Source organism: Herbaspirillum sp. UBA812 (assembly GCF_002296545.1).
Lineage (GTDB): Bacteria > Pseudomonadota > Gammaproteobacteria > Burkholderiales > Burkholderiaceae_D > Herbaspirillum > Herbaspirillum huttiense.
Genome location: NZ_DBIC01000244.1, coordinates 1 through 12,370, shown reverse-complemented (window position 1 = coordinate 12,370; position 12,370 = coordinate 1). Strand labels below are relative to the sequence as shown.

Sequence of the window (12,370 nt, the reverse complement as noted above, 5' to 3'; positions counted from 1 at the left end):
CCCGGGGCTTCTTCGGTACCGGCGAACATGCTGCCCATCATCACGGCCGAAGCGCCGGCGGCCAGCGCCTTGGCGACGTCGCCCGAGAAGCGGATACCGCCGTCGGCGATCACCGGTACACCAGTACCCTTGAGGGCTTCAGCGACGTTGGCGATGGCCGAGATCTGCGGCACGCCGACACCGGCGACGATACGGGTGGTGCAGATGGAGCCGGGGCCGATACCGACCTTGACGGCATCCGCGCCATGTTCCACCAGAGCCTTGGCGGCAGCGGCGGTAGCGATGTTGCCGCCGATGACTTCCACGTGCGGGTAGCGAGTCTTGACCCACTTGACGCGGTTGAGCACGCCAGCGGAGTGGCCGTGGGCGGTGTCGACCACGATCACGTCCACGCCAGCGGCGACCAGCAGCTCGATGCGCTCGTCATTGTCCGGGCCGACGCCGACGGCGGCACCCACGCGCAGCTTGCCGTGTTCGTCCTTGCAGGCGAAGGGGTGTTCGGTGGATTTTTCGATGTCCTTGACGGTGATCAGACCGCGCAGTTCGAAGGCATCGTTGACGACCATCACGCGCTCCAGGCGGTGCTTGTTCATCAGGCGCTTGGCTTCTTCCGGATCGGCGCTGGAGCCGTTTTCCTTGACGTAGACCAGCTTGTCGCGCGGGGTCATCTTGGCGCGGACTTCTGCGTCCAGTTCTTCTTCAAAGCGCAGGTCGCGGTTGGTGATGATGCCGACCAATGCCTTGCCTTCGACCACCGGGAAGCCGGAAATGCCATGCTGCTTGGACAGCGCGATGACGTCACGGATCTTCATGGTGGGGGGGATGGTGATCGGGTCACGGACCACGCCGGACTCGAAACGCTTGACCTTGGAAACCTCGCGCGCCTGTTCCTTGGGCGTCAGGTTCTTGTGGATGATGCCGATGCCACCCTCTTGCGCCATGGCAATGGCCAGGCGGGCTTCAGTCACGGTATCCATTGCCGCGGAGACCAGCGGAATGTTCAGCGAGATGTTGCGCGTCAGGCGCGTGGTCAGGGAAGTATCTTTGGGGAGGATGTCCGAGAAGGCCGGAACGAGCAGCACATCATCGAACGTGAGTGCTTTTTGGAGAAGACGCATAGTGTTTCCTATAGGCGCAAAAGCGAATTATACAGAAAAGCTGAACGCGCGTCTTGCTCTACTTGCGTTTCTCCCTCCGGGCGTCGTAAAAATGCCGGAAGGCTGGGATGCTGGGCCGGGCAGCAGCGCCGCTCAAGGGCGGTCCGCTTGCTCCCGGTGCGCGGCACGGCGGCGGCGCGACTGCTTGGGGTCCGCAATCAGCGGCCGGTAGATCTCGATGCGGTCGCGTGTGCGCAGCACCGTGTCGAGCGTCTTGATCTTGCCGAAGATGCCGACCTTGCACACCGACAGGTCGATGGCCGGCTGCTCGCGCAGCAGGCCGCTGTCCAGTATGGCCTGCTGGATGGTACTGCCGGGGGCTACCTGCAGGTCCTGCAGTATCTGCAGGCCGGGCGCGGCGTAGCAGAGCTGCACTTGCAAAAAGGCCTCTTCAGCCATATATCTGTTCAGCGCGTTTGCAGAAGGAATCGACGAAGCTGTTGGCGATCATGCTGAAGACCGGCCCGATCACCCCTTCCAGGATGCGGCTGGAAAATTCATATTCCATGTCGAATTCGATCTTGCAGGCATCCTCGCGCAGCGGCTTGAAGGTCCAGCGGCCTTCGAAATGCTTGAACGGGCCTTCCACCAGGCGCATGGTCATGCTGGTCGGGCGCACGTTGGTGTTCTGGGTGCTGAAGGATTGCTTGAGGCCGTGATAATTGATCTTGATCTTGGCCGTGAGGCTGTCATCACTGCGCTCGGAAACCTCGACACCGCCACACCAGGGCAGGAATTCAGGGTAATCCTCAACCTTGTCGACCAGGTTGAACATCTGCTCCGCGCTATAGTTGATCAGGACGGTTTTGTGTACGACTGCCATCGAGGGTGATCCGTTTGATAAAATCGCAAAGGCACAATTTTAACCGACGAGACGAATTTTTATTTAGATGAGCATTATTGATAACAAAAAGGCCTTTTTCGATTACTTCATCGAAGAGCGATTCGAAGCAGGCCTCGTCTTGCAAGGTTGGGAAGTCAAATCGATCCGCGCCGGCCGCGTGCAACTCAAGGAAGCCTACGTGATCGTGCGCAATGGCGAGGTTTACCTGTTCGGCTGCCACATCAGTGCGCTGACCAGCACCTCCACGCACGTGCATCCGGAGACCACCCGGACCCGCAAGCTGCTCCTGAATGCCGCCGAGATCAGCAAGCTGATCGGCAAGGTGGAACGCTCCGGCTACACGCTGGTGCCACTGAACTTGCACTACAGCAAAGGCCGCGTCAAATGCGACATCGGCCTGGCCAAGGGCAAGAAGCAGCACGACAAGCGCGAGACCGAAAAGCAGCGCGACACCCAGCGCGAAATCCAGACGGCGATGAAGCAGCATCGCCGCTGATCCCTTCCAGCCTCTCCTTGACTGCGACCACGGCTGCCTTGTGCAGCCGTTTTCATGTCCGCTTGCAACGCGCTCAGCTCCACGCGGCAAAGCGTTCTCGGCAAGCGGCCACGATCTCTTCGACCACACTGCCCCACTGTCCCCGCTGCTGCTGACGGAACAGCCTTACCGAGGGATACCAGGCACTCTGCTCGCCCTGCACGCCCCAGCGCCACTCGCCTTCCAGCCGCTGCGGCAGGAAGCACGGCAAGCCTAACGCGCCGGCCAGGTGCACCACGGCGGTATCGACGCTGATGACCAGGTCCAGCGCGCAGGCCAGCGCTGCCGAATCGGCCCAGTCCGCCAGCGGGAAGGTGCGGAGCCGGCCAGACAGCTCCTGATGCACGTCCTGATCGGCCAGCGGGATCTCGACTTGCAGGCTGACCACCTCCACCGGCAGTTCAAACAAGGGCAGCCACTCCGCCAGCGGTACATCGCGGCTGGGGTGCGGTGTGGCGTACTGGCGACCGGCCCAGGCCAGGCCGATGCGCGGACGGCGCGGTGAAGCCGCCGCTGTCTCGGCGAGACGCTGCTGCCATTGCTGAAGGCGGATCGGATCCACCTTCAGGTAGGGCGCAGACGGAGCCTGGCTCGGATGCGGCAGATCCAGCAAATACGGAAGACTGAGCAAGGAAGCGTGACAATCATGCGGACCGGCTTCACTGACATGCGCCACGCAGCGAACCTGCGCAAAGGACGGCGCGAGCACTGCCAGCAAGCCCGCCGGGGCACACAGGGTGACCTGTGCCGCCTGCGCTGCCACCAGCGGCAGATAGCGAGCAAATTGCAGGCAATCGCCCTGCCCTTGTTCAGACCACAGCAGGATGTGTTTGCCACTGAGCGACTCGCCGTGCTGCCAGCACGGACTGGGCGTGGTGATGGCGCGCCGGGCCAATTCCGGAATCCGGAAGCGCGCTTCATGTTCTCGCCAACCTTCGGCGAAGTCCCCGCGCGTGAGCAACATATGTGCACGCCCCACCTGGGCTTGCGGAAAGTCGGCATGCCAGCGCAAGGCTTCTTCATATCCGGCTTGAGCCGCCTCGATCCGGCCCATGCGACGCAGGATGTCGGCCCGATTGAAGGCGATCAGGGCGCGCGCCTCATCCTCGGCCGCGTCGTCGGGATAGCAGCGCAAGGCCTCTTCATGGCGATTCAGCCGCAGCAGGATATCGGCATGCAGGGCCTGGTCCTCCAGCGCGGGCAGCGGGAGGGCAGGTTCGATGGCGGACAAGGCCGCATGAGGCTGGTCCAGCTGGCAGTACAAGCGCGCCAGCAACACCCGCTGTTCGACAGGCCTTGCGCCCTCCTGCAGCAGCCGCGCTTGGAGCGCATCTACCCATTGCAGCAAGACGGCACGATGCGCCACACGGGCTTCGTCATAATCGGGCAACAGATCGAGGCAGGCTTGGTAGGCAGCGGCCGCGGCAGGAAGATCGCCGGTTTCCTGCAGCAGGCTGGCACGCTGCATGAGCACGGGCAGGAAGCCGGCATCGAGTCGCAGGGCCTGATCGAGAGCGGCCAGGGCGGCGGCAGGCTGGCCTGCACCGCGCAGGGCGATGGCCTCGCACATCAGGCCCATGATGCCAGCCAGGGTGGCGGGGTCGGGAGCATTCATGGCCGGCAGCTTAGCATGGCTGCCAGCCCGGGCACGGCCCTTCCCGTCACGCGGTGGTGTCGATCAGGTTGCCAGTGGTCTTGCCTGCGGCCAGCTTGCTCTGCAGGCTTTGCAGGAAGCTCGAGAGCGAGGTCGTGGATGACGACGCGCCCAAGGAACTGAGGAGGTTGCTGAATGCACTTTCCAGCGAGGAGACGGTGCCGTCTCCTGAGCCTGCATCAGTGCCGCTGCTGCTGCCGGAGAGGCTGGAAATGAGGCTCTGGAGATCCGCCTCCAGCCCTCCTCCCGGTGGCGGCGGACGGCCGCCCGGTGTGTAGGCGCGTGCAGTGGTATCGGTACTGGTCGAACTGCTGCTGCTCGTGCTGCTGGCATCGCTGGTGGCCGATACGCTGCTGGTGCTGCTGTCCGAGGAAGACGTGGAGCTGGCCGGGGGCGGTCCCGGCGGCGGATTGTTCTGGCCCTTCAGAGCCGCCATCAATTCCTGCAGGAAGGCATCGAGCTTGGAATCGACGTTGGCCGACGAGATGCTGCTGCTGGAGGAAGTGGTGGTCGCCGACGTGACCGAAGTGGCGCTGGTGGCCGAGCTGTCGAGATCGACGCCCAGCGCGGACAGGATATCCTTGAGCGCCCCGATGAGGCCCCCGCCCTTGTCACCACCCGGCGGCGGTGGCGGCGCATCCATGCGCGGCGTGGCGCTGGTCGAAAAACCACTGGTTGCGGACAACGCCGACAGATCGGCAAGACTGAAATTGCTGGACGACACGCTGCTGATGGCCATGACGGACTCCTTTTATTGTGCGCGATGCCCCATGCATCGCTCCCTTGTACATGCCAAAAGTATCGGTCATCAAGACGTGTTAAGTTGATGCCTGCCGCGTAAAGCCGAGTAAAGTCTTGTTAAGCGAGCTCGTCCGCCCTCAGCGCCCCAGCCAGACCCGGTGCGGGTTGCCGTCAGGCACTGATGAATGGAAAGCAAGAAAAATGCGAGTTCTCGCGCTTTGGCAGGCGGCGGCCGGCCGCGGTAAATGAATGTAAAGATGCAATTGTAAAGAAGGCCTGAAACACTTCTGCAAAACCTTTTACGGCATATTACGGGCTGCCGACGCCCTGCGGCCTGAAGGCAGGGCAATTCGAGAATGGAATGCAGCAATGTCTAAAGTGCTTTTGATCGACGATGACGTGGAGCTCGTCGAGATGCTCAAGGAATACCTGGAGCAGGAAAAATTTGAAGTCAATGTCGCCCATGACGGCGAAGCCGGTGCCGCCGAGGCGCTCACCGGCCAGTACGCCATCGCCGTGCTGGACGTGATGATGCCGCGCCTGAACGGTGTCGACACCCTGCGCCGCATTCGCGCCAAGAGCAACATGCCGGTCGTGATGCTGACCGCCAAGGGCGATGACACCGACCGCATCATCGGTCTGGAACTCGGTGCCGACGACTACGTCCCCAAGCCCTGCACGCCGCGCGAGATCGCTGCCCGTATCCGTGCCATCCTGCGTCGCGCCTCGGCCGAAAGCAGCGAGCAGGCGCCCTATTCGCCGCTGGCCGTGGGGGCCCTGTCGATGTGGCCGGAACAGCGCCGTGCCACCTGGAATGGCCGTCCGCTGGAACTGACCAGCAGCGAATTCAACCTGCTTGAAGTGCTGGCCCGCAATGCCGGCAAGCCGGTCAGCAAGCAGACCCTGTCGGAGCAAGGCCTGGGCCGTCCGCTGGCGCGCTTCGACCGCAACATCGACGTCCACCTCTCCAGCATCCGCCAGAAGATCGCCGCACTGGGCAGCGACAAGAGCTGCATCCAGACCGTCTACCGCCTGGGCTACCAGTTCATCAAGGAATAAAGTGGGCCGGCTTTTCTGGAAGTTCTTCTTCTTCATTGCGATCGCCCAGATCACCGCCACCTTCGGCGTGGGCGTGCTGTTCTGGATCGAGAACCTGGAACGCAGCAACCGCAATTCGGAGATCGACCTCAGTCCACCGGCCTCCTTCATGATCCGCGCGGCCGCCGCCACCCTGCAGTTCGGCGGCCCGGAAGCCTTGCGCAGCCTGATCAACGAGGGCCGCCCGCATCGCCTGCAGCTGTATGCCGTGGATGAAGACAACCAGGACCTGATGGGCCGCGAAGTTTCGCCGCATCTGGTGGAACAGGCGCGCCGCGTGCTGGCCACCGAACGCGATCGCCGGGTGGTGGAACTGGTCAAGGCCGCCAACGGCCACAGCTACCTGATGTTCATTCCCACGCCCAACGACGAGTTCGGCCCGCCCCCGGGCGGCATGCCGGGCCGCGAGCCGCGTTACATGAAGGATAGGGGCGGACCCAAGCCGCTGTTCTTCCCGACCATGCCGATAGCCGTGGCGCTGGTGGCCAGTCTGGTGTTTGCGTTGCTGCTGGCCTGGTATTTCTCGCATCCTATCCGGCACCTCAAGAATGCCTTCAACCAGGCCGCCAACGGCAATCTGGACCAGGCGCTGGAACCGGTCATGAGCGCGCGCAACGATGAACTGGCCGACCTGGGACGCGACTTCGACGCCATGACGGCCAAGTTGCGCACCCTGATGGAAAGCCAGCGCCGCCTGCTGCACGATGTCTCGCACGAGCTGCGCTCGCCGATTGCGCGCCTGCAGATGGCCATCGGCCTGGCACGCGTGCAGGACAAGGACAAGCTGGAACTGACTCTGGAACGCATCGAACGCGAAAGCGTGCGCATGGACAAGCTGGTCGGCGAATTGCTGACCCTGTCGCGGCTGGAAGCCAACGTGCCTGGTTCGATGGAAGAAGCCATCGCCATCCAGGCCATGCTGGCCGACATGACCAATGACGCCAGCTTCGAGGCCGAGGCGCTGGGCAAGCGCGTGGAAAGCCGCATCGATTGCCGGGTGCAGGTCAAGGGCAATCCGGAACTGCTCTATCGCGCCATCGAAAACGTCCTGCGCAATGCCATCAAGCACACGGCACCCGAGACGGCCGTGCAATTCGTGGCCGAGCTCGACGAGGTCAACAAGCTGCTGCACCTGTCCATCCTGGATCGCGGACCGGGTGTGCCGGAAGAAGAAATGGACAGCATCTTCGAGCTGTTCTTCCGCAGCAGCCGCACCAAGAGCAACAGCGCCGGCCACGGACTGGGGCTCTCGATTGCACGGCGCATCGTGGAAGCGCACCAAGGCTTCATCCGCGCCGCCAATCGCAGCGACGGCGGCTTGCGGGTGGACATCACCCTGCCCTTCATGGCCGATGAGCCGGCACGCGGAGACACTGCCGAGATCTGATCGCCGCCTCGCGGGCGACAGGCACGATATGAACGATATGCACCAAGACCAAGCCCCGTCCGGTTTCACGCCGGGCGGGGCTTTTCAATGGGCGTTTGCTGTATGAATTATTGTGCAGCAGAAGGCACCGTGGCCGGATTGACGATGGCATTCATCAACCCGCGCTGCACCGCCACCTGGAAGGCCTGCAACTCGCTCACGCCCTGCTCCGGCGGATAAGGAATCGGCAGGCGGTTCATCAGCACCGCCCAGGTCCAGCCATCGGCGCGCGATTGCAGGTAGGCGTAGGTGCCGGTGGTGAGTGCGCCGCTGTGGGAGAGGATCTCCACCCCATTGCTGCGCGTCACCACCCAGCCCAGGCCATAGTTGTTCTCGGCCTGGGCGGGATTGCGCTGCTTCATCAGCGCCAGGGTCTGCGGCTGCAGCAAGGGGGCAACGCCGCGCCCTTGCGTCGCATCGGCAAAGCGTACCAGGTCGGCCGCCGTGGCGATCCAGCCCGCAGTGGCATCCATGGCCTTGAAATGCAGGGCCGAATAGGATTCCGGACCGGTGGCGCCACTGCCATCGCGATCGGCCACAGCGGGCCAGCGTGGATCGTCGTAGTAGACGGTCTCATTGGCCGCACGCTCGATGCGGCGGTCACCGGCGATGGCGGCATCCTCCACCGCAGCGGGCTTGAAGACCAGTGCCTGCACCGCCTCTTCATAGGACATGCCGGACTTCTGCTCCACCAGGCGTCCCAGGACGTTGTAGGCAAAATTGCTGTAGAAGAATTCCGTTCCCGGAGCCGCATCCAGCAGGCGCTGCTTGAGCACGTAGGCGATCACGTCGCGCGCCGAGGCCGGTGCGGCTACCTGGCGCGCCTTGGCGATGTTGACCAGGTCGTATTGCGGATCGTAGTCGCTGCCCCCCCAGCCGCTGGTGTGCTGCAACAACTCGCGCAAGGTGATCTTCAGGACGCGCTGGTCCAGGGGCTGGGCAAAGTCCGGATAGGCGGCGTCCGGCAGCAATCCTTCCGGACCGAACACGGGACGATCCAGTACCTGCGGCAATTCCTTCTCGAACAGCTTCAGCACCGCCACCGCCGTGACCGGCTTGGAAACGCTGCCGATCCGAAAACGCGTCAGCGGCGTGACCGGCGTATTCGATTCGGTCACCGCCATGCCATAGCCGCGCTGGTAAACCAGCTTGCCTTGATAGGCGATGGCGATGCTGGCACCGGGCACGGGATATTGACCGAGCAATTGCGTCATCTGCTGGTCGACGCGTTCGGCCACGGCGGTCATGTCGGGGCTTTCCTGCGCCAGCACGGAAACGGAAGCGAGCATCAGCCCTGCCGCCATCAGTGCAGCCAGCGGTTTGCATGCAAAAACGGACGTGAAACGTGGATGCATGGCTTACTTCTGCTGCTTGACGACTTGCAGGGCCGAGGCGATCAGCCCGCTCATGTCCGCCAGATTGGCCGGCACGATGATGGAGTTATTGGTCTTGGCCAGCTTTCCGAAGGCATCGACATACTGCTCGGCGACCTTCAGGTTGACCGCATCCGAACCGCCCGGCTGCTCGATCGCAGCGGCGGTCTTGCGGATCGCTTCGGCGCTGGCTTCGGCGATGGCGAGGATGGCCGCAGCCTGGCCCTCGGCACGGTTGATGGAGGCCTGCTTCTCGCCTTCGGAGCGGGCAATCGCGGCTTCGCGCTCACCGGTGGCGATGTTGATCTGTTCCTGCTTGCGCCCCTCGGAGGCAGCGATCAGGGCGCGCTTTTCGCGCTCGGCGGTGATCTGGGCCTGCATGGCGTGCAGGATTTCCTTGGGCGGGGTCAGGTCCTTGATTTCATAGCGCAGCACCTTCACGCCCCAGTTTTCCGCCGATTCATCGATGGCGCTGACGATGGCGGTGTTGATGTGGTCGCGTTCCTCGAAGGTCTTGTCCAGTTCCATCTTGCCGATTACAGAGCGCAGCGTGGTCTGCGCCAGCTGGGTGATCGCCGCGATGTAGTTGGAGGAGCCGTAGGACGCGCGCATCGGGTCGGTGATCTGGAAATACAGGATGCCGTCGACCTGCAATTGCGTGTTGTCCTTGGTGATGCAGACCTGGGGCGGCACGTCCAGCGGGATTTCCTTGAGGATGTGCTTGTAGGCCACGCGGTCGATGAAGGGCACCACGATGTTCAGGCCAGGGGCCAGCGTGGCGTGGTATTTGCCCAGGCGCTCGACCACCCAGGCATGCTGCTGCGGGACCACCTTGACCGTCTGCACGACGAAGACAATGGCAAGGAAAAAGATGACCAGAGTGACGCTACCCAGCATGAAATTCTCCTGAAAACGAGAGGGGGAAAATGAAGATGCAGATCAACGCGGTGCGACCAGCAGACGGCTGCCGCGGATTTCGCGGATGACGAAGCTGCCGGGGCGGGCATGATGGCCGGGCAGCAGCTCGACATCCCACTGCGCGCCACGATAAGGCACGCGCGCCATGAACTGGTTGCCGTGCACTTGCCAGGCCGGGACCTCGACGCTCTGGCCGATATCGAGCAAGAGATTGGGATCATCGTTGGCGCTGCTGCGTCGCAGCCGGCCATAAGGACTGCGGCGAAGACCGAGCACCGCCGCCACGCCGACCACGGCGGCCACCAGCAACTGCCATTCCAGCATCAGGCCGCACCAGGCAGCGATGGCGCCGGCCACCAGTCCCAGCGCGATCATGAGCAGGTAAAAGGTGCCTGTGAAGAGTTCTGCACCTAACAGCGCGCCGGCCAGCACCAGCCAGAGTGACCAGTCCGTCATCGTCGAATCCCCATGAAGAAAACTGCAAACACCCGCAGTCTACTGCAGCTTGAGAAAATAAAACAAAGGCGCGGACATTTCTGTCCGCGCCTTTCACTTCTTTCGAAGTTGGTCTTGAGTGACGCTTAAAGCTTCATCACTTCTTGCTTCATCACTTCTTGGCCAGCTGCTGCCAGGTGTCGATGACGGTATCCGGATTCAGCGAGATGGACTCGATGCCTTGGTCCATCAGCCATTCGGCGAAGTCCGGATGGTCCGAAGGACCCTGGCCGCAAATACCGACGTACTTGCCCTTTTCGCGGCAGGTAGCGATGACCTTGGTCAGCAAGGCCTGCACGGCCGGATCACGCTCGTCGAAGTCGGCGGCCAGCAGTTCCATGCCGGAATCGCGGTCCAGGCCCAGGGTCAGCTGGGTCAGGTCGTTGGAACCGATGGAGAAGCCGTCGAAGTGCTCCAGGAACTGCTCGGCCAAAATGGCGTTGGACGGGACTTCGCACATCATGATGACGCGCAGGCCGTTCTCGCCACGCTTCAGGCCGTACTTGCCCAGCAGACCAATGACCTTCTCGGCCTGGCCCAGGGTACGCACGAAGGGCACCATCACCTCGACGTTGGTCAGGCCCATGTCTTCACGCACACGCTTCATGGCCTGGCATTCCATCTGGAAGGCTTCGGCGAAGTCGTGGGCCAGGTAACGCGCGGCACCACGGAAGCCCAGCATCGGGTTTTCTTCGTCCGGCTCGTAGCGCGAACCGCCGATGAGCTTCTTGTACTCGTTGGACTTGAAGTCCGACAGGCGCACGATCACCGGCTTGGGCCAGAAGGCCGCAGCGATGGTGGCGATGCCTTCAGCCAGCTTGTCGACGTAGAAGGCCTTGGGCGAAGCATGGCCACGGGCGACCGATTCGACGGCCTTCTTCAGGTCGGCGTCGATGTTCGGGTATTCCAGGATGGCCTTGGGGTGCACGCCGATGTTGTTGTTGATGATGAATTCCAGACGCGCCAGGCCGACACCGCCGTTGGGGATCGACTGGAAGTCGAAGGCCAGCTGCGGGTTGCCCACGTTCATCATCACCTTCAGCGGGATCGGGGGCAGTTCGCCACGGGCCACTTCGGTCACTTCGGTTTCCAGCAGGCCATCATAGATCTTGCCTTCGTCGCCTTCGGCGCAGGAGACCGTCACCAGGGTGCCATCCTTCAACACTTCGGTGGCATCGCCGCAGCCGACCACGGCCGGCACGCCCAGCTCACGCGCGATGATGGCGGCGTGACAGGTACGGCCACCACGGTTGGTGACGATGGCCGAGGCACGCTTCATGACCGGTTCCCAGTTGGGGTCGGTCATGTCAGCCACCAGCACGTCGCCGGGCTGCACGCGTTCCATTTCAGCCGGATCGCTGATGACGCGCACCGGACCGGCACCAATCTTCTGGCCAATGGCACGGCCGGTGGCCAGCACGGTGCCGGAGCTCTTGAGCTTGAAGCGCTGTTGCGCATCGGTCGCCTTCTGCTGCGACTTCACGGTTTCCGGACGGGCCTGCAGGATGTAGAGCTTGCCGTCGCGGCCGTCCTTGCCCCATTCGATGTCCATCGGACGCTGGTAGTGCTTCTCGATGATGGTGGCGTACTTGGCCAGTTCCACCACTTCGGCGTCGGTCAGGGAATAGCGGTTGCGCAGTTCCACCGGCACATCCACGGTCTTGACCGAACGACCGGCCTTGGCTTCGCCGGTGAATTCCATCTTGATCAGCTTGGAACCCAGGTTGCGGCGGATCACCGGCTGCTTGCCCAGTTCCAGCATGGGCTTGTGGACGTAGTATTCGTCCGGGTTGACGGCACCCTGCACCACGGTCTCACCCAGGCCATAGCTGGAGGTGATGAAGACCACATCCTTGAAGCCGGATTCGGTGTCGATGGTGAACATCACGCCAGCCGCGCCCACGTCCGAACGGACCATGCGCTGCACGCCGGCCGACAGGGCCACTTCGGCGTGCGTGAAACCCTTGTGGACGCGATAGGAGATCGCGCGGTCGTTGTAGAGCGAGGCGAAGACGTGCTTCATCGCTTCGAGCACGTTGTCGATGCCGACCACGTTCAGGAAGGTTTCCTGCTGACCGGCGAAGGACGCGTCAGGCAGGTCTTCTGCGGTGGCGGAGGAACGCACGGCG

General features: G+C 62.9%; 12 protein-coding genes. 3 read left to right on the top strand and 9 right to left on the bottom strand.

The annotated features are described in order from the left end of the window. The 3 genes from guaB to B3873_RS16025 all read right to left on the bottom strand — a co-directional run. On the bottom strand, positions 1 to 1,118 hold a 1,118-nt coding region (gene guaB / locus B3873_RS16035), incomplete at its 3' end, for an IMP dehydrogenase (RefSeq protein ID WP_286867262.1). A 132-nt stretch (positions 1,119 to 1,250) separates the two neighbouring features. Beyond that, positions 1,251 to 1,556 carry an RnfH family protein gene (locus B3873_RS16030; RefSeq protein WP_276840742.1) on the bottom strand — a complete coding sequence of 102 codons (306 nt, stop codon included), beginning with the start codon at positions 1,554 to 1,556 and terminating at the stop codon, positions 1,251 to 1,253. Next, positions 1,549 to 1,980, bottom strand: coding sequence for a type II toxin-antitoxin system RatA family toxin (locus tag B3873_RS16025; RefSeq protein ID WP_034336959.1), 432 nt, complete (start codon positions 1,978 to 1,980; stop codon positions 1,549 to 1,551). Before B3873_RS16025 ends, B3873_RS16030 begins: the two co-directional genes overlap by 8 nt. Positions 1,981 to 2,047: 67 nt before the next feature. Between B3873_RS16025 and smpB the strand changes: the two genes are divergently transcribed. Beyond that, the gene (smpB, locus tag B3873_RS16020; RefSeq protein WP_088753876.1) at positions 2,048 to 2,497 is read left to right on the top strand and encodes an SsrA-binding protein SmpB; all 450 of its coding nucleotides are present in this window, start codon (positions 2,048 to 2,050) and stop codon (positions 2,495 to 2,497) included. A gap of 73 nt (positions 2,498 to 2,570) precedes the next feature. Here the strand turns inward: smpB and B3873_RS16015 are convergent, their stop codons facing one another. Together B3873_RS16015 and B3873_RS16010 are read right to left on the bottom strand one after the other, a co-directional pair. Then, positions 2,571 to 4,151 carry a hypothetical protein gene (locus B3873_RS16015; RefSeq protein ID WP_286867259.1) on the bottom strand — a complete coding sequence of 527 codons (1,581 nt, stop codon included), beginning with the start codon at positions 4,149 to 4,151 and terminating at the stop codon, positions 2,571 to 2,573. Between the two features lie 46 nt (positions 4,152 to 4,197). Next, positions 4,198 to 4,929 carry a hypothetical protein gene (locus tag B3873_RS16010; RefSeq protein WP_286867257.1) on the bottom strand — a complete coding sequence of 244 codons (732 nt, stop codon included), beginning with the start codon at positions 4,927 to 4,929 and terminating at the stop codon, positions 4,198 to 4,200. 371 nt (positions 4,930 to 5,300) lie between these two features. Here B3873_RS16010 and B3873_RS16005 point away from each other — a divergent pair, with 371 nt between their 5' ends. Both B3873_RS16005 and B3873_RS16000 read left to right on the top strand, forming a co-directional pair. Beyond that, the gene (locus B3873_RS16005) at positions 5,301 to 5,990 is read left to right on the top strand and encodes a response regulator transcription factor (RefSeq protein ID WP_039788247.1); all 690 of its coding nucleotides are present in this window, start codon (positions 5,301 to 5,303) and stop codon (positions 5,988 to 5,990) included. Between the two features lies 1 nt (position 5,991). Further along, positions 5,992 to 7,416: an ATP-binding protein gene (locus tag B3873_RS16000; protein WP_209532918.1), complete on the top strand. Its 1,425-nt coding sequence runs from the start codon at positions 5,992 to 5,994 to the stop codon at positions 7,414 to 7,416. Positions 7,417 to 7,523: 107 nt separating this feature from the next. On the opposite strand, the gene B3873_RS15995 is transcribed toward B3873_RS16000, so the two are convergent. From B3873_RS15995 to ppsA, 4 genes are all read right to left on the bottom strand, one after another. Next, complete coding sequence (locus tag B3873_RS15995; RefSeq protein ID WP_286867255.1) at positions 7,524 to 8,744, bottom strand: serine hydrolase domain-containing protein; 1,221 nt, start codon at positions 8,742 to 8,744, stop codon at positions 7,524 to 7,526. Positions 8,745 to 8,813: 69 nt separating this feature from the next. Beyond that, complete coding sequence (locus B3873_RS15990) at positions 8,814 to 9,725, bottom strand: SPFH domain-containing protein (RefSeq protein WP_034336986.1); 912 nt, start codon at positions 9,723 to 9,725, stop codon at positions 8,814 to 8,816. A gap of 42 nt (positions 9,726 to 9,767) precedes the next feature. After that, positions 9,768 to 10,202, bottom strand: a complete 435-nt coding sequence (locus B3873_RS15985) for an NfeD family protein (RefSeq protein WP_286867251.1) — start codon at positions 10,200 to 10,202, stop codon at positions 9,768 to 9,770. Between the two features lie 151 nt (positions 10,203 to 10,353). Then, positions 10,354 to 12,370: phosphoenolpyruvate synthase (gene ppsA, locus B3873_RS15980; protein WP_286867250.1), on the bottom strand; the 2,017-nt coding region annotated here is incomplete at its 5' end.

Excerpts from the sequence above, each read along its gene's own strand:
- B3873_RS16025 (WP_034336959.1), bottom strand. The coding sequence starts at position 1,980 with ATGGCAGTCGTACACAAAACCGTCCTGATCAACTATAGCGCGGAGCAG.
- B3873_RS16015 (WP_286867259.1), bottom strand. The coding sequence starts at position 4,151 with ATGAATGCTCCCGACCCCGCCACCCTGGCTGGCATCATGGGCCTGATG.
- B3873_RS16005 (WP_039788247.1), top strand. The coding sequence starts at position 5,301 with ATGTCTAAAGTGCTTTTGATCGACGATGACGTGGAGCTCGTCGAGATG.
- B3873_RS16010 (WP_286867257.1), bottom strand. The coding sequence starts at position 4,929 with ATGGCCATCAGCAGCGTGTCGTCCAGCAATTTCAGTCTTGCCGATCTG.
- B3873_RS15995 (WP_286867255.1), bottom strand. The coding sequence starts at position 8,744 with ATGCTCGCTTCCGTTTCCGTGCTGGCGCAGGAAAGCCCCGACATGACC.
- B3873_RS16030 (WP_276840742.1), bottom strand. The coding sequence starts at position 1,556 with ATGGCTGAAGAGGCCTTTTTGCAAGTGCAGCTCTGCTACGCCGCGCCC.
- B3873_RS15985 (WP_286867251.1), bottom strand. The coding sequence starts at position 10,202 with ATGACGGACTGGTCACTCTGGCTGGTGCTGGCCGGCGCGCTGTTAGGT.
- B3873_RS15990 (WP_034336986.1), bottom strand. The coding sequence starts at position 9,725 with ATGCTGGGTAGCGTCACTCTGGTCATCTTTTTCCTTGCCATTGTCTTC.
- smpB (WP_088753876.1), top strand. The coding sequence starts at position 2,048 with ATGAGCATTATTGATAACAAAAAGGCCTTTTTCGATTACTTCATCGAA.